Annotated in this window: 24 protein-coding genes; 17 read left to right on the top strand and 7 right to left on the bottom strand. The window is 47.8% G+C overall.

From position 1 onward, the window contains the following. Positions 1-4 precede the first annotated feature (4 nt). Positions 5-1,132: an ABC transporter ATP-binding protein gene (locus tag ACO0LE_RS08115; protein WP_422959896.1), complete on the top strand. Its 1,128-nt coding sequence runs from the start codon at positions 5-7 to the stop codon at positions 1,130-1,132. 114 nt (positions 1,133-1,246) lie between these two features. On the opposite strand, the gene ACO0LE_RS08110 is transcribed toward ACO0LE_RS08115, so the two are convergent. The 3 genes from ACO0LE_RS08110 to sodB all read right to left on the bottom strand — a co-directional run bounded on the left by ACO0LE_RS08110 (position 1,247) and on the right by sodB (position 4,939). Further along, complete coding sequence (locus tag ACO0LE_RS08110) at positions 1,247-2,527, bottom strand: MFS transporter (protein WP_422959895.1); 1,281 nt, start codon at positions 2,525-2,527, stop codon at positions 1,247-1,249. A gap of 676 nt (positions 2,528-3,203) precedes the next feature. Next, positions 3,204-4,079, bottom strand: a complete 876-nt coding sequence (locus ACO0LE_RS08105) for a DMT family transporter (RefSeq protein WP_422959894.1) — start codon at positions 4,077-4,079, stop codon at positions 3,204-3,206. A 281-nt stretch (positions 4,080-4,360) separates the two neighbouring features. Beyond that, positions 4,361-4,939 carry a superoxide dismutase [Fe] gene (gene sodB, locus ACO0LE_RS08100; protein WP_422959893.1) on the bottom strand — a complete coding sequence of 193 codons (579 nt, stop codon included), beginning with the start codon at positions 4,937-4,939 and terminating at the stop codon, positions 4,361-4,363. Positions 4,940-5,202: 263 nt separating this feature from the next. Between sodB and ACO0LE_RS08095 the strand changes: the two genes are divergently transcribed. Then, the gene (locus ACO0LE_RS08095) at positions 5,203-5,733 is read left to right on the top strand and encodes a DUF3455 domain-containing protein (RefSeq protein WP_422959892.1); all 531 of its coding nucleotides are present in this window, start codon (positions 5,203-5,205) and stop codon (positions 5,731-5,733) included. 100 nt (positions 5,734-5,833) lie between these two features. On the opposite strand, the gene xseA is transcribed toward ACO0LE_RS08095, so the two are convergent. Further along, positions 5,834-7,195, bottom strand: a complete 1,362-nt coding sequence (gene xseA / locus ACO0LE_RS08090; protein WP_422959891.1) for an exodeoxyribonuclease VII large subunit — start codon at positions 7,193-7,195, stop codon at positions 5,834-5,836. A 1,233-nt stretch (positions 7,196-8,428) separates the two neighbouring features. Here xseA and ACO0LE_RS08085 point away from each other — a divergent pair. From ACO0LE_RS08085 to ACO0LE_RS08015, 15 genes are all read left to right on the top strand, one after another. Next, positions 8,429-9,034, top strand: a complete 606-nt coding sequence (locus ACO0LE_RS08085; protein WP_422956257.1) for a MotA/TolQ/ExbB proton channel family protein — start codon at positions 8,429-8,431, stop codon at positions 9,032-9,034. Further along, entirely contained in the window at positions 9,034-9,483 is a 450-nt protein-coding gene (locus ACO0LE_RS08080; protein WP_422959890.1) for an ExbD/TolR family protein, read from the top strand. Before ACO0LE_RS08085 ends, ACO0LE_RS08080 begins: the two co-directional genes overlap by 1 nt. A 170-nt stretch (positions 9,484-9,653) precedes the next feature. Further along, the gene (lpxK, locus tag ACO0LE_RS08075; RefSeq protein ID WP_422959889.1) at positions 9,654-10,724 is read left to right on the top strand and encodes a tetraacyldisaccharide 4'-kinase; all 1,071 of its coding nucleotides are present in this window, start codon (positions 9,654-9,656) and stop codon (positions 10,722-10,724) included. Further along, positions 10,705-10,875: a Trm112 family protein gene (locus ACO0LE_RS08070; protein ID WP_262838570.1), complete on the top strand. Its 171-nt coding sequence runs from the start codon at positions 10,705-10,707 to the stop codon at positions 10,873-10,875. The genes lpxK and ACO0LE_RS08070 overlap by 20 nt, the downstream gene beginning before the upstream one ends. A gap of 23 nt (positions 10,876-10,898) precedes the next feature. Beyond that, positions 10,899-11,645 carry a 3-deoxy-manno-octulosonate cytidylyltransferase gene (gene kdsB, locus ACO0LE_RS08065; RefSeq protein ID WP_422959888.1) on the top strand — a complete coding sequence of 249 codons (747 nt, stop codon included), beginning with the start codon at positions 10,899-10,901 and terminating at the stop codon, positions 11,643-11,645. 320 nt (positions 11,646-11,965) lie between these two features. Further along, positions 11,966-12,622: an adenylate kinase gene (adk, locus tag ACO0LE_RS08060; RefSeq protein ID WP_422956253.1), complete on the top strand. Its 657-nt coding sequence runs from the start codon at positions 11,966-11,968 to the stop codon at positions 12,620-12,622. Between the two features lie 242 nt (positions 12,623-12,864). Further along, complete coding sequence (locus ACO0LE_RS08055) at positions 12,865-15,117, top strand: sodium-translocating pyrophosphatase (RefSeq protein ID WP_422959887.1); 2,253 nt, start codon at positions 12,865-12,867, stop codon at positions 15,115-15,117. Between the two features lie 195 nt (positions 15,118-15,312). Beyond that, complete coding sequence (locus ACO0LE_RS08050; protein ID WP_422959886.1) at positions 15,313-16,071, top strand: 3-hydroxyacyl-CoA dehydrogenase; 759 nt, start codon at positions 15,313-15,315, stop codon at positions 16,069-16,071. Positions 16,072-16,227: 156 nt separating this feature from the next. Continuing rightward, positions 16,228-17,418: a patatin-like phospholipase family protein gene (locus ACO0LE_RS08045; RefSeq protein WP_422959885.1), complete on the top strand. Its 1,191-nt coding sequence runs from the start codon at positions 16,228-16,230 to the stop codon at positions 17,416-17,418. 104 nt (positions 17,419-17,522) lie between these two features. After that, positions 17,523-17,909, top strand: coding sequence for a ribonuclease (locus tag ACO0LE_RS08040; protein ID WP_422959884.1), 387 nt, complete (start codon positions 17,523-17,525; stop codon positions 17,907-17,909). Continuing rightward, complete coding sequence (locus tag ACO0LE_RS08035; protein ID WP_422959908.1) at positions 17,909-18,373, top strand: barstar family protein; 465 nt, start codon at positions 17,909-17,911, stop codon at positions 18,371-18,373. Before ACO0LE_RS08040 ends, ACO0LE_RS08035 begins: the two co-directional genes overlap by 1 nt. Positions 18,374-18,526: 153 nt before the next feature. Beyond that, complete coding sequence (gene purN / locus ACO0LE_RS08030) at positions 18,527-19,135, top strand: phosphoribosylglycinamide formyltransferase (protein ID WP_422959883.1); 609 nt, start codon at positions 18,527-18,529, stop codon at positions 19,133-19,135. 85 nt (positions 19,136-19,220) lie between these two features. Beyond that, the gene (locus ACO0LE_RS08025) at positions 19,221-20,477 is read left to right on the top strand and encodes an RsmB/NOP family class I SAM-dependent RNA methyltransferase (protein WP_422959882.1); all 1,257 of its coding nucleotides are present in this window, start codon (positions 19,221-19,223) and stop codon (positions 20,475-20,477) included. Positions 20,478-20,506: 29 nt separating this feature from the next. Continuing rightward, the gene (locus ACO0LE_RS08020; protein ID WP_422959881.1) at positions 20,507-21,814 is read left to right on the top strand and encodes a mechanosensitive ion channel family protein; all 1,308 of its coding nucleotides are present in this window, start codon (positions 20,507-20,509) and stop codon (positions 21,812-21,814) included. 99 nt (positions 21,815-21,913) lie between these two features. Beyond that, positions 21,914-23,116 (top strand): DesA family fatty acid desaturase, encoded by a 1,203-nt coding sequence (locus tag ACO0LE_RS08015; protein ID WP_422959880.1) that lies wholly within the window; start codon positions 21,914-21,916, stop codon positions 23,114-23,116. Between the two features lie 170 nt (positions 23,117-23,286). Here the strand turns inward: ACO0LE_RS08015 and rpmG are convergent, their stop codons facing one another. The 3 genes from rpmG to radC form a co-directional block, all read right to left on the bottom strand. Continuing rightward, entirely contained in the window at positions 23,287-23,454 is a 168-nt protein-coding gene (gene rpmG / locus ACO0LE_RS08010; protein ID WP_110257750.1) for a 50S ribosomal protein L33, read from the bottom strand. 26 nt (positions 23,455-23,480) lie between these two features. Then, positions 23,481-23,717 carry a 50S ribosomal protein L28 gene (rpmB, locus tag ACO0LE_RS08005; protein WP_186947587.1) on the bottom strand — a complete coding sequence of 79 codons (237 nt, stop codon included), beginning with the start codon at positions 23,715-23,717 and terminating at the stop codon, positions 23,481-23,483. Between the two features lie 160 nt (positions 23,718-23,877). Further along, positions 23,878-24,552 (bottom strand): RadC family protein, encoded by a 675-nt coding sequence (gene radC, locus ACO0LE_RS08000; protein ID WP_422959879.1) that lies wholly within the window; start codon positions 24,550-24,552, stop codon positions 23,878-23,880. Between the last annotated feature and the right edge of the window lie 50 nt (positions 24,553-24,602).

Raw genomic sequence — 24,602 nt, 5'->3', positions numbered from 1 at the left:
AAAAATGGCTCAAGTCCAACTACGCAATATCACCAAACACTACAACGACACCAAAGTCATCCAAGGTATCAATCTCGATATCCAGGACGGTGAATTCATTGTTTTTGTCGGCCCCTCGGGTTGCGGTAAATCGACTTTGCTACGCATGATCGCCGGATTAGAAGACATCACCGATGGCGAGTTATTCATTGATGCGGAACGCGCCAATGATATCCCGCCAGCCAAGCGCGGTCTGGCGATGGTATTCCAGTCCTATGCTTTGTATCCGCATATGACTGTCTATGAAAATATGGCATTCAGCTTGAAAATGGCAAGACAAAAAAAGCAGCAAGTTGACGATGCCGTTCAGCAGGCTGCTGGCATATTACAGATCAGCCATTTACTACAACGCAAACCAAAAGATCTGTCCGGTGGTCAACGCCAGCGTGTCGCGATTGGTCGCGCGATTGTGCGTCAGCCTAAACTGTTTTTATTTGATGAACCACTCTCTAACCTCGATGCCAGCTTGCGTGTACAGATGCGAATAGAGTTGAGTCGGCTGCATCAGGATTTAAAAACGACAATGATTTATGTGACCCATGATCAGGTCGAGGCGATGACCTTGGGTCAACGTATTGTTGTATTCAATGCTGGAAAAATTGAGCAGCTTGGGACGCCATTAGCGTTATACGAGCGTCCCGCCAATCTGTTTGTCGCAGGATTTTTAGGCGCGCCGAAAATGAATTTTCTGAGTGCAGAAGTGACCGCACTCAATGGCAAGGATGCGCAGTTAAGGTTAAAAGATGGAACTAGCTTGACCTTGCCTGTGATCGCATCACAAGTCGCTATCGGTGATGTTGTTACGTTGGGCATGCGTGCAGAGCAACTAGCTTTACCGCATACAATAAGTGGATCACCGGAAGCGCCTTTATTGCAGATTTCCATCGATTTTGTTGAACATCTAGGTGATGCCTCAGTGATTTACGGACACCTTACCAATGCTAAGAGCGATCAGCAAAGCCTTTCGATTAAATTGAATGCGGATCTATGTATGACCTTACCCGCGTTAAAGGCGGGTAGCCAGATCGATGTGGTGATGCCTTTATCCCGTTGCCATTTGTTTGATGCCACAGGTCAGGCTTGTCGTGCCTAGATGATTTGTGCAGTCGGTTCAAAAGAACTAAAAAAAACGCATTCTGTTTTTTGAGAATGCGCTTCAGGGTCGTTGATGGTTGCTAGTCTTAAGTAGCACTCTGCGACAGGCTGATCAGGCCATTTCAGGTACTTTCTGCTCATCCTTGATTTTTAAAAATCGCGATAAAATCAAGACCGGTACTGCAGAAATCAATGCCCAGATAAAGAAATTTTTATACCCTAAGGCGAGCTGGATATCGCCACTAATCATTTTAAAAATAATGAAACCCAACTGCATGACACCAGAGCCCAATGCATAGTGAGCGGTCTGGTATTTACCAACCGCCACCACCTGCATGATGAATAAAATAATGCCGACAAAACCAAAACCATAACCAAACATTTCTATACACAATGCAGCAGTAATGATGCCGAGATTGTCAGGCAAACTGCTGCTCAGGAAAACAAATACCAAAATAGGCAGGTTCATCGCGATAATGAGATAAGGTAGTGCGCGCTTAAGTCCCAGCCATGAGGTGAAATAACCGCCGAGGACACTACCTGTTAAAAATGCGATGGTCCCCGCTGTGCCGTACACGATACCGACTTCATCGGTGGTCAAACCCAAACCACCAAGCTCTTTTGTTTCACGCAAAAATAGCGGTCCTATGGTTTGTACCTGTCCTTCTCCAGCACGGAACAAGATGATGAAAATAATGGCGATCCAGATGCCTGGTTTTTGAAAAAAATCAATGATGACGTCTTTCAAAATCCAGAATGCGCTTTTGAGTGAGGTTTCCATCGGCGCATTTTTTGTCCCCGGCAGTGCCCACAAATTGTAGAGCGCAAGCACGATCAGCATCACGCTGAGAATCCCGAAAATGATCATCCATGCATGTGCCGGGTCCATGTGTTTTTCGAGATAACCAGCCAAATAAACTAAGCCGCCTAAAGAAAAAAATCGGGCAGCGTTAAAAAATGCACCTTGCCATCCTGCGTAGGCGGCCTGCTGTTTGTCGCTGAGACTTGCCATGTACAAACCGTCGCAGGCAATGTCGTGAGTCGCAGAGGCAAACGCCACCACCGCGAGTAAGGCAATACTGACCGCGAAATACATGGGTAGTTGCAGCGAGAGTGCGACCAGACCCAAGCTTACGCCACCGATGAGCTGAAAAATAACCACGACGGATTTTTTACTGCTGGCCAGTTCCAGAAGCGGACTCCATAAGGATTTGAATACCCAGGCAGCACCGATTAGTCCGGTCCATCGTGCGATCTGATCGTTGGGCATCCCCATACTTTTGTACATCAGGCCCGCGACCAATGCGACGGCATAAAATGGTAAGCCTTGCGCAAAATACAGCGTGGGAATCCAGCGCATAGGATGTCGGCGAGTGGTCTGTTCAGTGGTCATCGTGATGGTCCCTCAAGGTGTGGGGCGGGTAGTCAAGCTAACTGGGTTTTGTTTGATTCAATGCTTTGCGGAAGCAGCAGAGGAATCAAATCAAAGTTGTCTCAGCGCACAACATACAAGGCACACAAAAACAGGTCAACTGGTTTTGTTTGATTAATGCCACTTTAATTCCACTGATGCGATATTTGGTCGATGAATTGATTAACTTCACTTAAATATTCATTAAATCCTTTTACATCAGGTAAATGATTTTTTTTGTATTTCTTTAGATGTTGTGACTTTGCTGCAAAAAATATTAAATTGGGGAACTGGTATGGTGATTTTTTTTGCTGAAAAATGCATCAGTCTGAACCAGGTGAGCGTGCTGCGAATATTTTTTGCATTCTGAATCAGCGTATGTTTGATCCGTCTGAGGACGGCTTGTTGCAAACACTGGTATTTGTGCAGCCTTGCCGGAGGGCTCCGTTTAACGACGCTGTAGCATCCTTGACCGAGATATTCATTATGGCTTGCCGCTTAAGTACTCATAGTCTGGCAAATGAGTGAGATGAGTCTGCAAATGAGATGCTGCAATGAAATGTACAAACAAGATGGGCAAATAAGATGCGCCGATGCTGGTCAGCGCATCCTTACTTTTTCGATGGATAAATCTGCAGAGCAGTTTTTGATTGACCGCCTACACTTTTGCCGGTTTGACCACTAGGGCGACGCCGAGTAGGGCGATCACCATGCCAATAGCGGCTGTCATGGTAAATTTTTCGCCAAACATTAACCATGCCATGACGGCGGTGACCGGTGGAACCAGGTACATATAGCTGGTGACTTTGGTAGCTTCGCCGTGACGTATCAGGATAAATAAGACAGAGATGCCGACGCCGGACAGTACAAAGACGGACCATGCCATTGCAGCAAAAAATTGTGGTGTCCATTGAATAGTTTGTGTTTCCAGCAGCAGGGCGAATGGCAAGGTCAGTAATAGCGATGCGGCGAACTGGATCACCTGGCCGGTACGCACGTCAAACGAGGGACAGGTTTTCTTTTGATAGAGTGTTCCTATCGTCATTGATAGTAATGCCATGACGGCCAGCGCAATACTGCCGCCAGATAAGCCGACGACCGAGATTTTATTGGCGACGACCAGACCAACGCCTAGCAGGCCAAAGCCCAGACCTAGCCATTGCTTGCCTTGCGTTTTTTCACCAATCGCAGGGCCGAGTATCGCGGTCAGAATAGGTTGGGTATTGACGATCAGGGCAGCGAGACCTGCGGGCATGCCGAGTTTGACTGCACACCAGACGCCACCAAGATAACCCGCCTGCATCAGTATGCCCGCCACTGCGATATGCGGCCATGCCTGACGTGCAGACCAGGGAGCGCGCATACTTATTGCAAGCACGCCCATGAACAAAATAACGCCGAGATAGCGCAGGCAGAGGAAAGTCAATGGTTCAGCATACGGCAAGCCATATTTAGCAACGACATAACCAGAAGCCCAGATGAAAATAAAAATAACGGGAGCGAAGCGAAGTAGGGGGGATTTGTGTGAAGTCATTGAACAGGATACAAGCCAGCAGGACGAAAAAATACTGACGAAGCTAATTGAAAAAACCTGCAGTATTTTCACATGAAAAGCTTCTGTCTTGGACAAAGCAGGACGAATTAACAGATGAAAAAAACCTGCATTTATGCGAGATAAGTGCAGGTTTTTTCATGTGCCTTGAATGTGTTTTTTGTGCGTTTTTGTGTATTGCTCAGCACCAGTGTGCGCTGGTCAGATCAACACTACATCACAATCCAATCAAAGCTGGGTCAGCTCACTCAGCTTAAGTTAGCTCAGCCCAGATTGGCCGCAGCAAAATCCCAGTTGACCAAAGCCCAGAATGCTTCCAGGTATTTTGGACGTGCATTGCGGTAGTCGATGTAGTAAGCGTGTTCCCACAGATCGCAAGTCACCAGCGGCTTGTCTGTTGTGGTCAGTGGTGTTGCGGCATTCGATGTGTTGACGATATCTAAGCTTCCATCTGCTTTTTTTACCAGCCATGTCCAGGAGGAGCCGAAATTACCGATACAGGATTTGGTAAAGGCGTCTTTGAATGCATCGAATGAGCCCCATTTCGCGTTGATGGCGTCAGCCAGTGCACCGGTTGGTGTGCCGCCGCCATTTGGCTTCAAACCGTTCCAGTAGAAGGTGTGATTCCAGATCTGAGCAGAATTATTGAATACTCCGCCGGAGGATTTTTTTACGATTTCTTCCAGAGAAGAGTTTTCAAACTCTGTCCCTTTGATCAGGTTGTTCAGATTGGTCACATAGGTCTGGTGGTGTTTGCCATAGTGATATTCCAAAGTTTCTTTGGAGATATGTGGTGCCAAGGCGTCCAGTGCATAGGGCAATGCCGGTAAGGTATGTTCCATTGTGCTTCCTTTGTTGTTCGTGGTTCGGGGAAAACATCCATTGTAATAGCTTAATGCCATGCTTGCAGCTATGTGGTGATATTCAAGGTGGAATCTAGTTTTTTTGATTCTAAAAAAAATTAAAAAATACTTGAATCCATTTTTTGATGGCCTGCGTAAATTTACATGACTCACACAGTCTCAGGTCGGCAAGCGGTGGAAACGCTGATCGTTGCCATATCGTGATGCACGACCTTCTAATTCACACTTATCAGGAGATTTGAATGAAAACAGCCCTTCGCTTACTTTCCGGCGCATCGATAATCGCTGCAATGGCTGCTTGCAGTTCCACGATGAAAGCACCGGACGCTCCTGCCGCTGTTACGGTGCCAGCCGGTAATAAACTAGTGCTGAGCCTGCTTGGTGCGGGTGATTTGACTTATGAGTGCCGTGTCAAGGCCGCGATGCCAGGCGAATATGAGTGGGTTTTTGCTGGCCCGACTGCGGTGTTGTCCGATCAGAACGGTAAGGCGCTTGGTAAATATTATGCTGGCCCGACCTGGGAATCCAATGACGGTAGCAAAGTCACTGGTAAGCAATTAGCTACTGCACCAGGCGCTGCGAATGCGATTCCACTGCAACTGGTCAAAGCGAATCCCTCAACGGGGAGCGGTGTGATGACGGATATTACCTACATTCAGCGCTTGAATACCATTGGTGGTGTTGCGCCGTCGGATAGCTGTGCTGCGGATAATGTCGGTGCTAAAAAACTGGTCAAATATCAAGCGGACTATTTGTTTTACAAGGCGAATTAACTTCAGGCTGACTGACATTCAAACCCGTGCTGTATGTCAGTCAGTGATATGCCAGTGAATAGTATCAGTGAATGACCTAAAGAATCTGCATCATTCCGTGTTAATCCAAACTGGTTTGTACGCTGCTAATGCCAATTTCCGCTGCGCCGTCGGCAAGGCGCACGGAGACCAGGCTATGTGCTTGCAGATGTTTACTTGAACGTATCAGCTTACCTTTGTGGTCGCTGAGAATTGCATAGCCCCGCTCGAGCGTTCTTTGCGGATTCAGCATTTCCAGCTGGGCGCTGAGATGCGTTAATGTCTGTCTTTGCGTGTCTGTCTGAAGCTGAATAGCGTAGGCAAATCGTCTTTGCTGTTCTGGCAGCCGCTGGCGTTCCTGGTCGAAATCGGGGCGTTGTGCAGTGAGCCTAGTGCGCAAATTGGCGAGTCGTGAATGCGCATGCTGACGCGGCATGGCACTTGCATAACGCAGGCTCTGGGCAGCGCTTTCCAAAGCCAGACGTTTGGCCTGAATAGCATTGATCGGGCTGACCAGGCGTCGCGTCAGCCAGTCGAGAGTCTGATTGTGGGCGGCTAGTTGTCTTTGCATGGCGCGGTCAGCGTGCCGGCGATATTGCAGCAGATGATCCAGCCAGTCGGCTCGCGGCGTTGCAGCTAATTCTGCGGCGGCGGTTGGTGTTGCGGCCCGCACATCGGCCACGAAATCGGCAATCGTAAAATCGGTTTCATGCCCCACACCGCTAATTACAGGCATCGCGCAGTTCACGATGGTTCTGGCGACGATTTCTTCATTAAACGCCCATAAATCTTCAATGCTGCCACCACCTCGGCAGACTAATAAGACATCACATTCCTCTCTTGCTGAGGCCGTGGCGATGGCTTGTGCAATTTTATTTGCGGCACCTTCACCTTGCACTGGAGTCGGATACAAAATCACGCGGACATGCGGTGCGCGCCTTTGCAAGGTAGTCAGGATGTCACGTAGTGCCGCGGCCTGCGGGCTGCTCACGATACCGATAGTCTTCACAAAAACCGGAATAGGGCGTTTACGTTCTGTATCGAATAACCCCTCTTGATTCAGTCGGGCTTTCAATTGCAGAAATGCCTCGTATAAATTGCCCATACCGGCACGTCGTATCGCTTCGACATTAATCTGATAATCGCCGCGAGGGGCATATAAACTGACCAGGGCACGGACTTCGACCTTGTCACCTTCGCGTGGCATGAAATCGGCGTATTGGGCGCGGCCGCGAAACATCACGGCGCGCACCTGCGCTCCGGCATCCTTCAGGGTGAAATACCAATGTCCAGATGCGGCGCGGGTGAAATTCGATATTTCGCCGGAAACCCACGTCAATGGGATGTTTCGCTCCAATAATTGCGCCACTGCTTGATTCAGCGCCGAGACTGTGATCACGGAGGGCGTGGTTATTGGGCTTGGGGAATGAAATTCAAAGGTCATAAAGCGCTTGAGGGTAAAAGCTGTCCACAGAAAGTGGCGGCGGTCATCAGAATGTCATTAAGTGTTGCGTATGTCAAAAGCAATCGAGAATCTAGACTTAAGTAGTTGATTTTTAAAGGAATAAACTTTTGCCCGTTTTTTGGGCAAAAAGGGAAAATCCTTATAAATCAAGGGCTTTAGCGATTATTCTTGAGCTTGTTCACAAAGTTATCCACAGTATTCGTGAACAATGATGAGCCATTTTGCGAATTTTTGAAGCTGTGAGGCAATCGTTTGCTTTGCCTAAATTATTTGCACTAAACCAATGTTTAATAAAAACAAAGACTTAGCGACAATCACCATACTTTTACACAATCTTGTCCACAATCTATGTGCAAAAGTATGCAGCGTTTGTGGATAAATCGCAGAAGCGTCGATATTTTGCTGTCAAAATAACATGAATTCATGGAATTATGCCATATGCTTAATTTACAGGCACGCATATTAAATTGATATAAATCAATAACTTAGTATTATCTACAGTGCTTCTTCACAGTCTTATCCACAAAAAATGTGCAGAAACGCGAACTTATGCACATGCCGTTCACTTTGCTTTAAAAAATGGGGATAAGTAAGAATAAACGCCTGTATTACGGTCAAAATTCTGGATTTGCCTGTTATTTAGGCATACGTATAATCGCTTTGAAATCAGCGACTTAAACTCTTGTGCTTGCTTTGTTCACAATGTTGTCCACATAAACTGTGCAGAACTTCTTCGGAGTGATCATTGTTTTGGTGGTAAAAGTGGGGTCTGAGTAGCTACATGCATGCTGCCTAAATCTGTGGCAGCGATATTAAATTGAATAAAATCAAATGCTTAGCTAGTTCATTTATACTTATCCACAATCTTGCACACAGAATTTGTGCAGAACTCGGCAAAAATGCGGACTTGTTCTACTTAATCATTTACGCAACACATGCGCAAAAATCTAATTGCAGATTTTTATCTTGTGTACTTGCTCACACGCACGCAACGCGCTACATTGCGGGGTTGAATCGTATTTGTTTTCATGGCGTGCATGAAGCCTAAACCGGATTGCTGAGCCTCATACTTTCAGCTTAGTAACATGTGTGTGATCCGCATCGTGTTAGCTTGGCGAAAGTAGAGCTGCCGGGCGCATGTTGTATAGCGCCTGATACCCGAGCGAAATGCGCGAACCCATCTTCGCACTACCCAGGACTAAGGAGTCACTTTTGTTTGCCATTATTCAAGCGGCTGGTTGGCCAATCTATCTGTTACTGGTTGCATCGATTATTGCACTGGCACTAATCATCGAGCGTAGCTTGTCGCTGCGTCGCCAGCGTATCTTGCCGCGCACTTTGCTCGACGAGGTTATTCGCGTTTATCACGCCGGTAAAATCAAACAAGAAGTTATCGATCAGCTGTCGAACAATTCACCGCTGGGTAAAGTGCTTGCCGCTGGTTTGCGCAATGTCAATGCGCCACGTGAGGTCATGAAAGAATCGATCGAAGAAGCGGGGCGCGGTGTTGCGCACGAGCTGGAACGTTTCTTGACTACCTTGGGTACGATTGCGTCCCTAGCGCCATTGATGGGGCTGTTCGGTACCGTGGTTGGTATGATTGAAATCTTTGGTTCACAAAACGCGTCAGGCGCGAATCCTGCGCAACTCGCGCACGGTATTTCTGTAGCTCTGTACAACACGGGTTTCGGCCTGCTGATCGCGATGCCTGCCCTGATTTTTTATCGTCATTTCCGTGCGCTGGTAGATAGCCTGGTAGTGGACATGGAACAGCAGGCAGTGAAATTTGTTGATACTGTCCACAGCGCGAGAAAATAATGAATTTTCGCAAAGGACAGGGGCGTGAAGACCCTGAGATTAATCTGATTCCTTTCATTGACGTTTTGTTAGTGATCTTGATCTTTTTGATGGTGACAACGACGTATAGCCGTTTTACCGAATTGCAGATCACGCTACCAACTGCCGATGCTGAGAAGGCGCAAGATAAGCCGAATCAGATCGATATCGGGATTGATGCGCAAGGTCGCTACAAAATCAATAATCAGGCGGTGTCGTTTCTCGATACGGCGACTCTGGCGCAGGATCTGAAGCAGGCGGCAACGGCTTTAGAAGCGGGCAAAGAAGGTGCTCAGCGTGATCCTATTGTGATTATCAATGCTGATCGTGCCGCAACACATCAGTCCGTGATCGATGTTTTGGAAGCCGCGCGTATCGCTGGCCTGGCAAAAGTGACATTCGCAGCGCAAGCCTCAGGGAAATCGAAATAGCGTTGCAACGCTTTGCCGCGAGCAGCTTCCTAGAGCTGGTGGCAAAGCAGAAAAATGTAAAAAACAGAATAAATCGGGAGTATCTTCATTAAATGGCCTGTTCCGCACAATCCACGTGCGCAATAGGCCATTTAATCTTGATACTCCCGTAGAGTATGGTTGAGGATATCTTGCAGTCATTTCGTTCAATGTTGGAAACTGGATTGATGCGCGCATGGCTGCGGCGCGGCGTGCTGGCGTGCCTGCTATGGCCGCTCGCTAAAGTATTTCAGTTGCTGATTGGCTTCCGGCTCGGCTTGATTTTGCTCGGCTACAAAGCGCAGACGCAACTCGCAGTCCCGGTCATCGTTGTGGGTAATATTTTTGTCGGTGGCACTGGCAAGACGCCGCTGGTGATTTATCTTGTGCAGCAGTTGCGGGCTGCGGGCTGGACGCCCGGCGTTATCTCCCGTGGCTATGCGGCTGATGCCAGTGCTGTCGTGCTGGTGGATACGAATTCGCTGGCGCAAATCGTCGGTGATGAGCCACTGCTGATACATGCACGCACCAACACCCCAGTGGCTGTCGGGCGGCAGCGGGTGGCTGCCGCACAGATGTTGTTGCAGGCACATCCGGAGGTGAATGTGATTATTTCTGATGACGGTCTTCAGCACTATGCGCTCGCGCGTGATGTAGAAATCGTCTTGTTTGATCAGCGCGGTGTCGGTAATGGCTGGTTGTTGCCCGCCGGACCTCTGCGCGAACCAGTGCAGAGGCGCCGCGATTTTACGGTAGTCAACGCGCCTACTGACGCGGCGTTGCCCGAGCTTGGCAGCGGACCCGATACCCAAATCTCACGCATGCAATTGTTGCCGTGTGCCGCATATCAGCTATGTGATCCGAGCAATACACAACCATTAGCGCAGCTTGCAAGCGATTCCCTGACAATGCGCACAGTCACAGCTGTTGCGGGTATCGGCAATCCACAACGGTTCTTTACCATGCTCGCCAGGGCGGGAGTGCAGTGCGAAGGCCGGCCTATGCCAGATCACTACGCATTTAATGCCGCAAGTTTTGCGCAGATTCGGTCTGACATCATTCTGATTACCGAAAAGGATGCAGTAAAATGTCGGCAGATAGCGGCATTGCAACAAGATGCACGCGTATGGGTAGTGCCAGTGGATGCGCAACTAGATGCCCGTTTCGCACAACAAATAATTGAACTGATTTCGGAGAAACAACATGGACGCACGCTTGCTTGATGTCTTGGTCTGCCCTTTGTGCAAAAGTCCTCTTGTGTACGATAAAGCGGCACAAGAATTAATTTGTAATGCCGATAAACTGGCTTTTCCGATTCGGGATGATATTCCTATCATGTGGGTAGATCAGGCTCGTCAATTGCCCGCAGCGTAAGTCTCAGAATTGAAGATCAGTCAATGAGCTTTACCGTTATTATTCCAGCGCGTCTGGCATCGAGTCGTTTGCCAAATAAGCCTTTAGCCGATCTGGGCGGCAAACCGATGGTGGTACGTACCGCTGAGCGTGCTTTATTGTCTGGCGCCTCGCAGATCATGGTGGCAACCGATCATGCAGATATTCTGGCTGCTTGCCGCGAACATGGTATTCCTGCTTGTATGACACGCGCGAATCATCCGTCTGGCACAGACCGGATTGCCGAGGTCTCTGCTTTGATGGCGTTGCCAGCCGATGCAGTTGTCGTCAATGTACAAGGTGATGAGCCGCTGATCGATCCGGCACTGATTGCCGCGACTGCTGGCCTGGTCAGTGCGACTGTCCCGATGGCGACAGCCGCACACCCGTTGCATGACGTACAGGACGTATTTAATCCGAATGTCGTCAAAGTGGTGCTCGATAAATTCGGTCGCGCTTTGACTTTTTCGCGTGCGACGATTCCCTGGCACAGAGATGGATTTGCTGTCACTCGTGACGCCTTGCCAACGGGATATGCGCCGCTGAGGCATATCGGCTTATACGCCTACCGGAATGATTTTTTATTGTCATACCCGACACTCGATTTATCACCTCTGGAGCAGATTGAGGCGCTGGAACAATTGCGGGTATTGTGGAACGGTCATTCTATTGCAGTCCATGTGACACATGCCAGCCCGGCACCGGGTGTGGACACGCCGGAAGACCTGGAAAAAGTACGGACATTTTATTAAAGCAATTGAAAGAACAATTGAAGGAACAACTAAAGCAAAGTGAAGGCCAACTTAAGGCAATAGCAGGAGCGTCGCGAAATTCACATGAAAAATCTTGATGAAGCACATGATTTCATGGCAAAGCATCAATAATATAAAAAATTGTGGTAAGTTTCGTGAAAAGATACTGTGATATTACTAGTGCGTCATTTCTATAAAAATAATAAGCACTACGAACAAAATCACGGTTTCGCAGAAAAATATGGCATCGCGGCCTAAGGCTGTCATGCACAAGGATACAAACAATTCACACTATTCAAACTCGTCTTTTAGGAAATAACATGCGTCTTATTTTGTTGGGAGCGCCTGGTGCTGGTAAAGGCACACAAGCTAATTACATCAAAGAAAAATTCAATATTCCACAAATCTCTACCGGTGACATGCTCAGAGCCGCTGTGAAAGCAGGTACGCCTCTGGGTCTGGCAGCCAAAGCAGTGATGGATGCGGGTGGCCTGGTGTCGGACGATATCATCATCGGCCTGGTGAAAGATCGTTTGCAACAAGCAGATTGTGCAAATGGCTATTTGTTCGATGGATTCCCTCGGACGACGCCTCAGGCAGATGCGATGAAAGACGCTGGCGTTACGATTGATTATGTATTGGAAATCGATGTTCCGGACGCTGCCATTATTGACCGTATGAGTGGTCGTCGTGTCCACCCAGGATCTGGTCGCGTATATCACGTCAAATATAACCCCCCCAAAGTTGAGGGTAAAGACGATGTGACGGGCGAGGAATTGATACAGCGTGACGACGACAAAGAAGAAACCGTCAAAAAACGTCTGAGCGTTTACCACGAACAAACGGAAGTGCTGGTTGGCTACTACGGTGACTGGGCAAAATCCGGCAAACCAGGTGCTCCGAAATATCGCAAGATTGCCGGTGTCGGACCGGTAGAAACAATCAGAGATAGTGCCTTCGCCGCACTCTCGGAATAAATGAAAAGCGGACCTGTTGGTCCGTTTTTTTTCTTGCCAGCCCTGGCAAATGCTTCTCCAATAAACATGGGCAACGGTTCAGTTGTGCAGTACGCAGGATTCATGATTTCACCTTGTTCATACAAGTGTGGAATAGATGAAAAGTCGTGGTTGTTTCACTTGGTCGCCGTTTTACATTGTCGCAAAAAGGCAAGTTTGCATTACCCATGCAAAGGAAGCCCATAACAATTGGAGGAGTCAATATGGCAGCAGGTCTATGGTTTGTGATTGCGTGCGGAGTCATCGCCGTGCTCTACGGTTTGGTATCGCGAAACTGGATTTTAAAACAGGATGCAGGTAACGCCCGGATGCAGGAAATTGCCACGGCGATACAGCAAGGCGCGGCTGCGTATCTGGCCAGACAGTACCGAACGATTGCGATTGTCGGCGTTGTCTTATTTGTTGCAATTGCCCTGGTGCCGGGCTTGGGATTAATAACTGCGATGGGTTTTTTGGTTGGTGCGGTTTTATCCGGAGCATGCGGATTTATCGGGATGAATGTCTCGGTACGGGCCAACGTCAGGACTGCGCAGGCAGCGACCCGCGGCATGAATGAGGCTCTCGATGTGGCTTTTAAAGGTGGCGCTATTACCGGTATGCTGGTCGTCGGCCTTGGCTTGTTGGGCGTGACGATTTTTTACTGGATACTGATGCTGTCCGCGCCGCATAGCTCGGGCTCTGCCTCTGCCTCTGCCTTGAGTCAGCATGGCGTGATCAAGCCTCTGATTGGACTGGCTTTCGGGGCGTCACTGATTTCGATTTTTGCGCGTCTTGGTGGCGGTATTTTTACTAAGGGCGCAGACGTTGGTGCGGATCTGGTTGGCAAGGTTGAAGCGGGTATCCCGGAGGATGATCCGCGTAATCCTGCAGTGATTGCTGATAACGTGGGTGATAACGTCGGCGATTGTGCCGGTATGGCTGCTGATTTGTTTGAAACCTATGTAGTGACCCTGATTGCGACGATGTTGCTCGGTGCTCTGGTCATCACAAATGCTACAACTCAGGCAATCGTCTATCCCTTGATGCTCGGTGCGGTATCTATTCTGGCATCGATTGTCGGCTGTTCTATGGTGAAGGCAAAGCCGGGTAAAAAAATCATGTCTGCACTATATACCGGACTCTGGTGGGCAGCGGGTCTGTCGCTGATCGGTTTTGCGATCGTCACCTGGACAGTGATGCCAGAAGATATGCGCATGCCAATGATGGGCTCAACAGTCGTGGGAATTGTGTTGACCGGATTAATGGTCTACATCACCGAGTACTACACAGGGACGGATTTCAAACCGGTACAGCATGTGGCGCAGGCATCAACGACTGGCCACGGCACCAATATTATTGCGGGTCTCGGGGTATCGATGAAGTCGACAGCCTACCCGGTTCTGGCAGTATGTGCGGCTATTCTCGTGTCCTACTGGCTTGCCGGTTTGTACGGTATCGCGATTGCAGCGACATCGATGTTGTCGATGGCGGGAATCATCGTAGCACTCGATGCGTATGGCCCGATTACCGACAATGCCGGTGGGATTGCTGAAATGTCAGAGATGCCTGCTTCTGTGCGTGCCATCACGGATCCTCTGGATGCGGTAGGGAATACTACCAAGGCAGTTACTAAAGGCTATGCAATCGGTTCTGCTGGTTTGGCCGCTCTGGTCTTATTTGCCGATTACACCCATGCACTCGATTCTGTCGGTAAAAGTACGTCATTCGATCTGTCTAACCCGCAAGTGATTGTCGGCTTGTTTATCGGTGGGTTGATTCCCTACTTATTTGGTGCAATGGCGATGGAAGCGGTTGGGCGCGCCGCTGGCGCTGTGGTAGTCGAGGTACGTCGCCAGTTCAAAGAGATCAAAGGCATTATGGATGGCAGTGGCAAGCCTGAATATGATAAAGCTGTCGATATGCTGACGACCTCGGCCATCAAGGAAATGATTGTGCCGTCTTTGTTACCGGTTATTGTGCCTGTCCTGGTAGGGCTGTTACTGGGACCGGCAGCGCTAGGTGGTTTGCTGATGGGAACCATCGTGACTGGTCTGTTTGTGGCGATCTCGATGACCACCGGTGGTGGTGCCTGGGATAACGCGAAAAAATATATCGAGGATGGTCATCACGGTGGTAAGGGCTCGGAAGCGCATAAGGCCGCAGTGACGGGCGACACGGTCGGCGATCCCTATAAGGACACTGCCGGTCCAGCTATTAATCCATTAATCAAAATTATCAATATCGTCGCTTTGCTATTAGTGCCCCTATTGCCGGGAACATCGAACCATAATCCCTCGGATCAAACGCAGGCTAATCCAGCACTGATGGGAAAAATAGATGTGCCGAGCGCTCCTGTCATGATCGCGAACCCTATTACAAAACCAGTTGCTACCCCCCAAGATATACAAAACTCGGCGAGTTCAATTGTCAATAAAGGGGAAAGCGTTGAGGCTAGCGCGGCGTCAACCGGAAAATAATATTAAACTTGGTATTAAACAAGGCGGCGATAGTCGCCTTTTTCTTCTTTTTGGCCATGAACTTGGGTACAATTGGGAAAGTTACGTTTACGTAAACGTAATGCAATATGTGGCGATAAAATCAGCTGTTACGATGTTTTGCTGTAATAGTTAATACGTCGATTTGCATTTACAACATTAAATGAGAGAGACAGCATGAATATTCAAGATGGCGTTTTTATTATCACTGGCGGTGCTTCCGGTTTAGGGGCTGCGACTGCTCGTATGTTGGTTGCGAATGGTGGAAAGGTCGTCCTGGCAGACGTACAGGTCGACGCTGGCGAAAAACTGGCGGCAGAATTAAATGGGGTGTTTGTGAAGTGTGATGTCACATCAGAAGCTGATGGTCTGGCGGTCGTCGCTGCTGCAGCCAAGATGGGTACCTTGCGTGGTCTGGTGAATTGCGCTGGTGTCGCGCCAGCTATCAAAACAGTGGGGAAAGACGGTCCACATCCACTCGACGTATTTCAGCGTGTGGTTAACATTAACCTCATCGGTACTTTCAATATGTGTCGTTTGGCTGCTGACGTTATGGGTAAAACCGATGCGACTGCGCAAGGTGAGCGTGGCGTGATTATTAATACGGCCTCAGTTGCTGCATATGACGGACAAATCGGGCAGGCTGCCTATGCATCTTCTAAAGCGGCTGTAGTTGGCCTGACTTTACCGATGGCACGTGATTTATCGCGCAGCGGCATCCGTGTGATGACGATTGCTCCAGGTATTTTTGAGACGCCGATGTTGTTAGGTATGCCGCAAGAAGTACAGGACGCGCTCGGTAAAATGGTACCGTTCCCACCGCGCCTGGGCAAGCCCGATGAATATGCGCATCTTGCTAAGTCCATCATCGAAAACGTGATGTTGAACGGCGAAACGATTCGTCTCGATGGCGCAATTCGCATGCAACCGAAATAAGCATGTTGTTATTTGTCAGTTCACGACGGAATACATTACGTGCGACATGACTTTTTGAGAGTCAGCTAATACACTGAGGCAAGCTTTAGACTTGCCTTTTTTTATTTTTGAGCATGAATAAAGTGTTCTTGTGGATACTTCAATCAAAAGAAACTCATGAACAGTAATGCCACGACAGGATTGATTTTAACGGGCGGTGGTGCCCGGGCTGCCTACCAGGTAGGCGTACTGAAGGCAATCTCAGATATTTTATTGGAGGCAGGCTGGGAGTCTGAACGGAATCCGTTTGGCATAATTTGCGGGACGTCAGCTGGTGCAATCAATGCTACGGCGCTGGCATGCCGTGCGGATAATTTTTGCGAGTCGGTATCCAGCATTTTACATATTTGGGAACATTTTGAGGCCGCACAAGTTTATCGGGCAGACTCTTTGGGGGTGATCCGTTCAGGCGCTCGTTGGCTTTCGCTAATGTCATTTGGGTGGTTGCTTAACAAATGGCGTAAGTCGCCACCAAATTCACTGCTCGATAATTCGCCGCTGGAAAATTTGTTGACTCGCATGCTGGATTTGACGAGATTGGATCAGGCACTTGCAACCGGTTCTCTAAGAGCTTTAGCTGTCACAGCCTCATCTTACACAGCGGGCCAGCATTTAACTTTTTATCAAACCTTGGCGGAGATTGAACCTTGGGTTCGGAGTCAGCGTTTGGCGCAAAGAGACTTCATTGGCGTACCTCACTTACTAGCGTCATCAGCTATCCCGTTTATTTTTCCATCGGTTCCGTTGAACTGGGGCGGTCGCATGGAGTATTGCGGTGACGGCTCTATGCGCCAACTGGCACCTATTTCACCAGCCATCCATCTCGGCGCGAAGAAGGTGCTGATCGTCGGTGCCGGTCGCTTATCCGAGCCGCCGCGTGAGTCAAATGAGGTCGCTCAGTATCCGAGTCTGGCGCAGATCGCTGGCCATGCGATGTCAAGTATTTTTCTCGATAGTCTGGCGGTTGATATAGAACGGCTGATGCGCATTAACAAGACATTGTCGATGCTGCCGCCGGAAGCTTTACAAAACACGCCGTTGAAGCCAGTGGACTTGCTGGTGATTGCGCCATCGCAACGACTCGACGAAATTGCCAGTCGTCACACCAACAGTTTGCCGCTCCCCGTCAGAACCATGCTGGGTGGCATAGGTGCAACTGAAGTCCGCGGCTCTGCCTTGGCATCTTACTTATTGTTTGAATCGAGTTACACCAGGGAGCTTATTGAGCTAGGTAAAAAAGATACTTGGGCCAGACAGGCTGATGTGTTGAAGTTTTTTTCAGATGATGCTGAAAAACTGAGTTCTTAAGCAGCAAAGTAAAAGTATTTTTATTGCCTTTTGAATAATAAAGATTGATTCGTTTTACACAAAACGTTAATCTATGACGTTGAATTACATCGTTGCCTAACAAAATGTTAAAGAATTTCAACGCAACATTTCTTAAAAAATATCTTATTTTGCTGGCGATGTTGCTTTTGGTGTCTGTTGTCTCTGCCAAGGATTTCTACGGACTACAGAGTATTTTAATATCGGATTTACCTAATGAGGCGAGAGTAACACTGGTGTTGATTAAGCAGGGTGGCCCGTTTCCGTATGATAAAGACGGTGTCGTCTTTGGGAATTATGAAGCCAGATTGCCTAAGCAAAAACGTGGTTATTACCACGAGTTCACCGTCAAGACACCCCGGTCGAGAAGTCGCGGTGCACGTCGCATTATTGCGGGTGGTGATTCCAGGACGTCGGGAGAATATTATTATACCGATGATCATTACGAGAGTTTTAAACGAGTAAAAGAGTAATCTCTTTGAAGATAGACCTTAGCAAGCCGGAACCTATGACAATAATCTCACCAGCAGAGGGAGAAATGAGTTTGCTCAAAACAGTAGCGCCGAATGTTGTGCAATCCATTCGTGCTTTCCGGGTGCCTGATTTACAAAAAGAAGCGGCTAGCCTTGGTCAGCATTTTTTATATGCGTATTGCCTGGAAGCTGCGACCAAACAACAGGTTCTGGGAAAAATTGCGACGTCATTTGGCTTTCCCAAGCATTTTGGTAAAAATTTTGATGCCCTGTCGGATTGCCTGACGGATCTCATTCATCAATCTGGTTCTCAGCCAGGTTTTGTAGTCGTGCTGGAGCAATTACCTAATACACCGAAGTTTGATAAGGAAGCGCGGGAAACCTTATTGGATGTTTTTAGGGATGCCGCTGATTTTTGGGCGGACAGGAAAGTTGCTTTTAGAGTTTTCTATTCGTTCGAATAAGCAATAACATGATACTTTGCCATCAAATATAGGTCTTGCTCCCGTCAAATGACATGTATTTGACATGTATTTCTTGTTCATAGCGACAATGTCGCTTGGTACCGATGATCGAATTATTTGAGGCTCAGGGCCTTACAGCGGTACAATGCTGCCATGAAAAAGATTGTGATTTTAATTTCTGGACGTGGCAGCAATATGCAAGCGATCGTTCAGGCAGCTAAAACAGAGCAATGGGCAGCGCAAATTGCGGCGGTAATTAGTAATCGGGCAGATGCTAGCGGACTTGAGTACGCCGCCAATATGGGTATCCCAGCTGTCGTCGTTCCAAGCAAGAATTTCACCTCGCGTGATGCATTCGATGCAGAGTTGAAAATGGTCATTGATCAATTCTCCCCGGATCTGATTGTGCTGGCGGGATTCATGCGCATTCTGACCACACCATTTGTCGAACATTACATGGGGCGCATGATCAATATTCATCCGTCTTTATTGCCTAGTTTTGTTGGTCTTGCCACCCATCAACAGGCGCTGGACGCCGGTGTCAAGATCCACGGTGTTACTGTGCATTTTGTTACGCCGGATCTTGATCATGGGCCGATTATTGATCAGGCTGCGATACCGGTATTCCATGACGATACAGCAGACAGTCTTTCTCATCGTGCTCTTGAGCAGGAACACATCATCTATCCCAGAGCGGTGAAATGGTTTATCGACGATAAACTAAGCATTGTTGATCAGCGCGTTCGCGTAGAGCTACACTGATTTGCTCGTATTACCGTTCGCCCGGACTCTTTTTTGTGATGAGTCAGGTGCTGCAGTCAACTAAAGAATTGAAAAAGGAAACCAAATGAGATTACCTCCGGCCATTGTTGGTCACACAGAAGAAGTGTTGCGTGAAATTCTGCGCTTTACAGGTCCCGCAGACGTGACCTTGTCGCGCTATTTCCGCGAGCATCCTCGCCTCGGGTCGCGCGAACGTGGCGTTGTTGCGGAGGGTATTTACGGTCTTCTGCGTAATAAAAGTGTTTACACGAGTTTTTCTGAGTCCGGCAGCGGCCCGGCAATGCGTCGCCTGACCTTATTGGGGCTGGCAGATGCGGTAGGAGTTGATTCTTTGGGTGGTCTGAGTGAAGAAGAGACGGAATGGTTGCAGCGCGTCATGCTGATTGACCGTAACCATTTGCCGCCTGCATTGAAATCGAATTTGCCAGGTTGGTTGTGGGAAAAATTCTTGGCTAAATTCGGTGAGCCAGAAGCTTTGGCTTTGGCCGATGCCTTAAATACACCAGCCTCACTGGACTTACGTGTCAATACGCTGAAGGGGAATCGCGACGATGTGATTGCCGCTTTAGCTCAGGCGCCGATTATCGCGGAGCCTACGCCTTATTCTGCGCTGGGATTGCGCATCAAGAAAAAACCAACCATCCAAAATTTGCCGTTGTTTAAAGACGGCACAATCGAAGTGCAAGACGAGGGTAGTCAGATTCTTGCCCAACTGCTGGGTGCGAAGCGCGGTGAGATGGTGGCTGACTTCTGTGCCGGTGCTGGCGGTAAAACTCTGGCGCTGGGTGCCAGTATGCGTAACACAGGCCGTTTATACGCCTTCGATATCTCTGAAAAACGTCTGGCAAAATTAAAGCCGCGCCTCGCAAGAAGTGGTTTGTCAAACGTGCACCCAGTTGTCATCGCGCACGAAAAAGACGCCAAAATCAAGCGTCTTGCCGGTAAGTTAGACCGTGTCCTAGTCGACGCACCCTGCAGCGGTTTGGGTACTTTGCGTCGTAATCCGGATGTCAAGTGGCGCCAGACGCAAGTCGGTGTTGCTGAGTTGAACGTCAAACAGGCATCGATACTAGATAGCGCAGCAAGACTGGTTAAGGCAGGTGGTCGCCTGGTCTATGCAACATGTAGCGTTCTTGACGAAGAAAATGAAGCGATTGTTCAAGCTTTCATTGCTGCGCATCCTGATTTCAGCTTGTTACCTGTGTCGCAAGTGTTGGCTGAGCAAAAAATTGATTTGGAAATGGGTGACTATTTAAAGCTGATGCCACATGTGCACCAGACGGACGGTTTTTTTGCCGCTGTCTTAGAGCGCAATAAATAATTGATCAAGCCTTTTTATTCGCTGCGTTGATGAGTACACCTTTACTGGCTAGTCTGCTATCCGATTTATCGGACGATCTGCACGATACCAACTTCTTATGGCAGGTAGGAACGGTGTTGCTTTGCTTTTTCCTGGCATGGTATCTGGCAGGATTGCTGCGAAAAAGCTTTTCCAGTTCGGAGAGTGCCTCCGGAATGATGAGGATGGGAGTTGAGAGCTTCCATCGCGTCTTGTTTCCCAGTTTATCTCTGATATTCATCCTGATCGCCAAAGGTATTTTAGGCCGCTGGCAACATACTCATTTGCTGAGCCTACTTTTTCCTATCATCGGTTCACTTGCATTAATCCGCTTCGGTTTTTATGTAGTCAGAAGAACTTTTGTCAAGGAAGGCAAGATCGGTGCTTTTCTGACGATTTTTGAAAAATTATTTGCCGGATTAGTCTGGCTCGGTGTGGTGCTGCATTTCACCGGCTTGTGGCAGGAATTATTGACGAGTCTGGATGAGGCGATTTTGCCAATCGGGCACAACAAGGTATCGTTACTGTCCATATTGCAGGCGCTTGTTTCTGTTGCTGTGACGCTGATCGTGGCGTTGTGGGCGAGTGCTGCGCTAGAGGCGCGCCTGATGCTATTACCGACGATGCATACTTCCTTAAAGGTAGTGTTATCGCGATTTGGCCGTGCCTTACTCATTTTGCTGGCAATTCTGATCAGTTTGACCATTGTTGGTATCGATTTGACTGTTTTATCCGTATTCGGCGGTGCATTGGGTGTTGGTCTTGGTTTCGGTTTGCAAAAAATTACCAGTAGCTATGTGTCTGGTTTTATCATTTTGCTTGACCGGAGTTTATCCATAGGCGACATGATTGCTGTCGATAAGTTTAATGGTCGTGTGACACAAATTAACACTCGGTATACGGTATTAAAAGGGCTTGATGGTGGAGAATCTGTCATACCGAATGAAATGCTGGTGTCGAATCCGGTACAGAATTTTTCTTTAAGCGACAGTTCTGTGGCGATGGGAACGGATATTACGGTAGCTTATCAGACCGACATTGAAGCTTTGCTGCCGCTGCTTGCGCAATCCGCTGCTGATGTAACCCGTGTATCGAAAGATACTCCACCTTCTGCTTACTTAATGAGATTCGGTGCCGATGGGCTGGAATTGCGTGTCGGCTTCTGGATATCCGACCCTGAAAATGGACGCTCTAATGTTTTATCTGAAGTAAATCGTGCAATATGGAAATTATTGCAGGAACGCAAAATCGAAGTGCCATTTCCTCAACGGGTTCTGACCTTCATCAATACGCCAGAGAAAGTTTCAGGGCAGACTTAAAAAGAGCGTACAATACAAAAAATTTTAGAAAATTTTTGATGCTTTGCTTTTGTCAATAGACGACAAGATAGTGTCATTAACCATGGAGTACATGTCATTTTGAGCACTTTTATCGATACCGCAATTGATTTTTTGTCTAACGGCATTACTCGTGCCACTGGTTGGCAAGTATTCATCTTCACGATGGTCGTTACCCATATTACGATTGCCAGCGTCACAATCTTTTTGCATCGTTGCCAAGCACATCGTGCTCTGGAACTACATGCGATTCCAAGTCATTTCTTCCGCTTCTGGCTGTGGCTTACTACTGGCCAAGTGACCAAGGAGTGGGCGGCAATTCACCGTAAACATCACGCAAAATGCGAAACTGAGGAAGATCCTCACAGCCCGGTGACGCGCGGTATTAAAAAAGTGTTTTGGCAAGGAGCTGAGTTATATCGTGCCGAGTCAAAAAATCTGGAAACCATGCAAAAGTATGGACATGGCACACCCGATGACTGGATTGAACGTAATTTATATACCCGATTCAGTTGGCAGGGCGTCGCGTTGATGCTGATCATCGATCTTATTTTGTTCGGTGTAATTGGTATTACGGTGTGGGCTGTTCAAATGTTGTGGATCCCTGTAACAGCGGCGGGCATTATCAATGGTATCGGTCACTACTGGGGATATCGCAATTACGATTGCGTAGATGCATCTCGTAACATCGTGCCTTTTGGTATTTTGATTGGCGGCGAAGAGCTGCACAACAACCACCACACTTTCGGTACTTCGGCTAAGTTGTCATCCAAATGGTATGAATTCGATATCGGCTGGTTGTATATTCGTACAATGGAGATTGTCGGTCTGGCTACCGTGAAAAAAGTTGCTCCTGAACCGAAGTTTGCCGAGATTAAATCCGTGATTGATATGGACACTCTGCAAGCGGTTATTACAAACCGCTATGACGTAATGGCGAAGTATACAAAATCCTTGCGCCGTGCCTGGAGAGATGAAGTTGCTCAGTTGCGCGAAAAAGCGCAGTTTGAAGCGAGCTTGCTTAAATCGACAAAAACACTTTTACAGCGTGAGCCTACTAAATTAGAAGCACCGCAAAAGCAACAATTATCAGAAGTGTTGGCACACAGCAGTGCTCTGAAAACGATGCACGACATGCGTGTGGAGTTGGGCTTAATCTGGGAGCGCTCTACGGTGAGCCGCGAGCAATTGGTACATCAATTGCAAGACTGGTGCGTACGTGCTGAGGCCTCAGGTATTCAGACTTTGCATGACTTCTCGCTCAGATTACGTACATACGCTTAAGTTATTAAGCTTGATTAAAAAAGCACCTTCGGGTGCTTTTTTATTGCGCCTTAATCTCTGGTATCGATGAGCTATGGTAATAGTGGGCACTAATCCACAAACACTGCTGCAATAGAAAATAACGGCGAAAAAAAACCTGCAAATTGCAGGTTTTTTTGAGATAACTAAAATTATTTAATCTTAGTTTCTTTGTAGATTACATGCTTACGTGCCTTGGGATCAAACTTCATGATCTCCATTTTTTCAGGCATTGTGCGCTTGTTTTTTGACGTGGTATAGAAATGACCTGTACCAGCAGTCGATTCCAGTTTGATTTTGTCGCGACCAGATTTAGCCATGATATTTTCCTAACAGTGATTTTCGCTTAAACTTTTTCGCCGCGAGCACGCAGGTCAGTCAAAACCGCATCAATGCCGATTTTGTCAATGACGCGCAGACCAGCGTTAGACAAACGCAGGGAAACCCAGCGATTTTCTGATTCTACGAAAAAGCGACGATTTTGCAGGTTAGGCAAAAAGCGACGTTTAGTTTTGTTGTTCGCATGGGATACGTTGTTGCCAACCATTGGCCCCTTCCCAGTTACTTGGCAAACACGTGCCATGTTTAACTCCTTAAATGTTTCCGAATTTGGAAAAAATGGAAGTATAACGAAAATCCTACTAAATATCAACGACTTGCGAAAAACAATTGTGTCTTGTATTTTTATTTTATTTAACAATTGAAAATTTCAAAGCTTTTGGATCAATTCATGCATATGTCGTTTAGATTTGCCCATGTTCGGCGAATGAGTAGACATGAGGATTGGCTACAATGAAATGATCCAGTACTCTGACATCAACTAATGCCAGAGTTTGTTTTAAGGTTCTGGTTAAGGTAATGTCTGCATCGCTCGGTTCTGCGCTGCCAGAAGGATGATTGTGCGCCAAAATGATACTTGCTGCGTTATGTTGCAATGCTGCTTTGACCACCTCTCTTGGATATACACTGGCTTGACTAAGACTCCCCCGGAACAGCTCGGATGAGGTAATGAGACGATTTTTGATGTCGAGAAACAATACTGCAAATGATTCGTAAGGTTTGCTGCCTATCATAAGCTGTAAATAGCTTTTGACCGCTTGTGGTGAGGACAGTAGCGGAGCGGCCTGTAATTCTTCAGAAATAGCGCGCTTAGCCAGTTCTAGGACGGCATGTAATTGCGCATATTTGGCATTACCTAAACCGTGCATCGCAGAAAAATTTTTGATATCCGCAGCGAATAACCCAGTCAATGAACCAAATTGACTCAGCATGTCACGGCCTAAATCTACAGCGCTTTTACCGCTGACGCCTACTCGCAAGAAAACTGCTAATAACTCAGCATCAGATAATGCCTGAGCGCCAAATTTAATTAATCGTTCACGCGGACGCTGATCTTCGGGCCAGTCAGTAATCGCCATCAAAAGTCCTTCACAAAATGAGAGAATAATCAGTACTTCATCGAGCTGAC

Source organism: Undibacterium sp. Xuan67W (assembly GCF_049340165.1).
GTDB lineage: Bacteria > Pseudomonadota > Gammaproteobacteria > Burkholderiales > Burkholderiaceae_D > Undibacterium.
Note: the sequence above shows the minus strand (reverse complement) of the source record. Positions and strands in the feature narration are given on the sequence as shown.

Bases quoted from the DNA above. Each gene is read 5' to 3' on its own strand.
- ACO0LE_RS08115 (WP_422959896.1), top strand. From the start codon at position 5: ATGGCTCAAGTCCAACTACGCAATATCACCAAACACTACAACGACACC.
- ACO0LE_RS08110 (WP_422959895.1), bottom strand. From the start codon at position 2,527: ATGACCACTGAACAGACCACTCGCCGACATCCTATGCGCTGGATTCCC.
- ACO0LE_RS08105 (WP_422959894.1), bottom strand. From the start codon at position 4,079: ATGACTTCACACAAATCCCCCCTACTTCGCTTCGCTCCCGTTATTTTT.
- sodB (WP_422959893.1), bottom strand. From the start codon at position 4,939: ATGGAACATACCTTACCGGCATTGCCCTATGCACTGGACGCCTTGGCA.
- ACO0LE_RS08095 (WP_422959892.1), top strand. From the start codon at position 5,203: ATGAAAACAGCCCTTCGCTTACTTTCCGGCGCATCGATAATCGCTGCA.
- xseA (WP_422959891.1), bottom strand. From the start codon at position 7,195: ATGACCTTTGAATTTCATTCCCCAAGCCCAATAACCACGCCCTCCGTG.
- ACO0LE_RS08080 (WP_422959890.1), top strand. From the start codon at position 9,034: ATGAATTTTCGCAAAGGACAGGGGCGTGAAGACCCTGAGATTAATCTG.
- ACO0LE_RS08070 (WP_262838570.1), top strand. From the start codon at position 10,705: ATGGACGCACGCTTGCTTGATGTCTTGGTCTGCCCTTTGTGCAAAAGT.
- kdsB (WP_422959888.1), top strand. From the start codon at position 10,899: ATGAGCTTTACCGTTATTATTCCAGCGCGTCTGGCATCGAGTCGTTTG.
- adk (WP_422956253.1), top strand. From the start codon at position 11,966: ATGCGTCTTATTTTGTTGGGAGCGCCTGGTGCTGGTAAAGGCACACAA.
- ACO0LE_RS08055 (WP_422959887.1), top strand. From the start codon at position 12,865: ATGGCAGCAGGTCTATGGTTTGTGATTGCGTGCGGAGTCATCGCCGTG.
- ACO0LE_RS08050 (WP_422959886.1), top strand. From the start codon at position 15,313: ATGAATATTCAAGATGGCGTTTTTATTATCACTGGCGGTGCTTCCGGT.
- ACO0LE_RS08045 (WP_422959885.1), top strand. From the start codon at position 16,228: ATGAACAGTAATGCCACGACAGGATTGATTTTAACGGGCGGTGGTGCC.
- ACO0LE_RS08040 (WP_422959884.1), top strand. From the start codon at position 17,523: ATGTTAAAGAATTTCAACGCAACATTTCTTAAAAAATATCTTATTTTG.
- purN (WP_422959883.1), top strand. From the start codon at position 18,527: ATGAAAAAGATTGTGATTTTAATTTCTGGACGTGGCAGCAATATGCAA.
- ACO0LE_RS08025 (WP_422959882.1), top strand. From the start codon at position 19,221: ATGAGATTACCTCCGGCCATTGTTGGTCACACAGAAGAAGTGTTGCGT.
- ACO0LE_RS08020 (WP_422959881.1), top strand. From the start codon at position 20,507: ATGAGTACACCTTTACTGGCTAGTCTGCTATCCGATTTATCGGACGAT.
- rpmG (WP_110257750.1), bottom strand. From the start codon at position 23,454: ATGGCTAAATCTGGTCGCGACAAAATCAAACTGGAATCGACTGCTGGT.
- rpmB (WP_186947587.1), bottom strand. From the start codon at position 23,717: ATGGCACGTGTTTGCCAAGTAACTGGGAAGGGGCCAATGGTTGGCAAC.
- radC (WP_422959879.1), bottom strand. From the start codon at position 24,552: ATGGCGATTACTGACTGGCCCGAAGATCAGCGTCCGCGTGAACGATTA.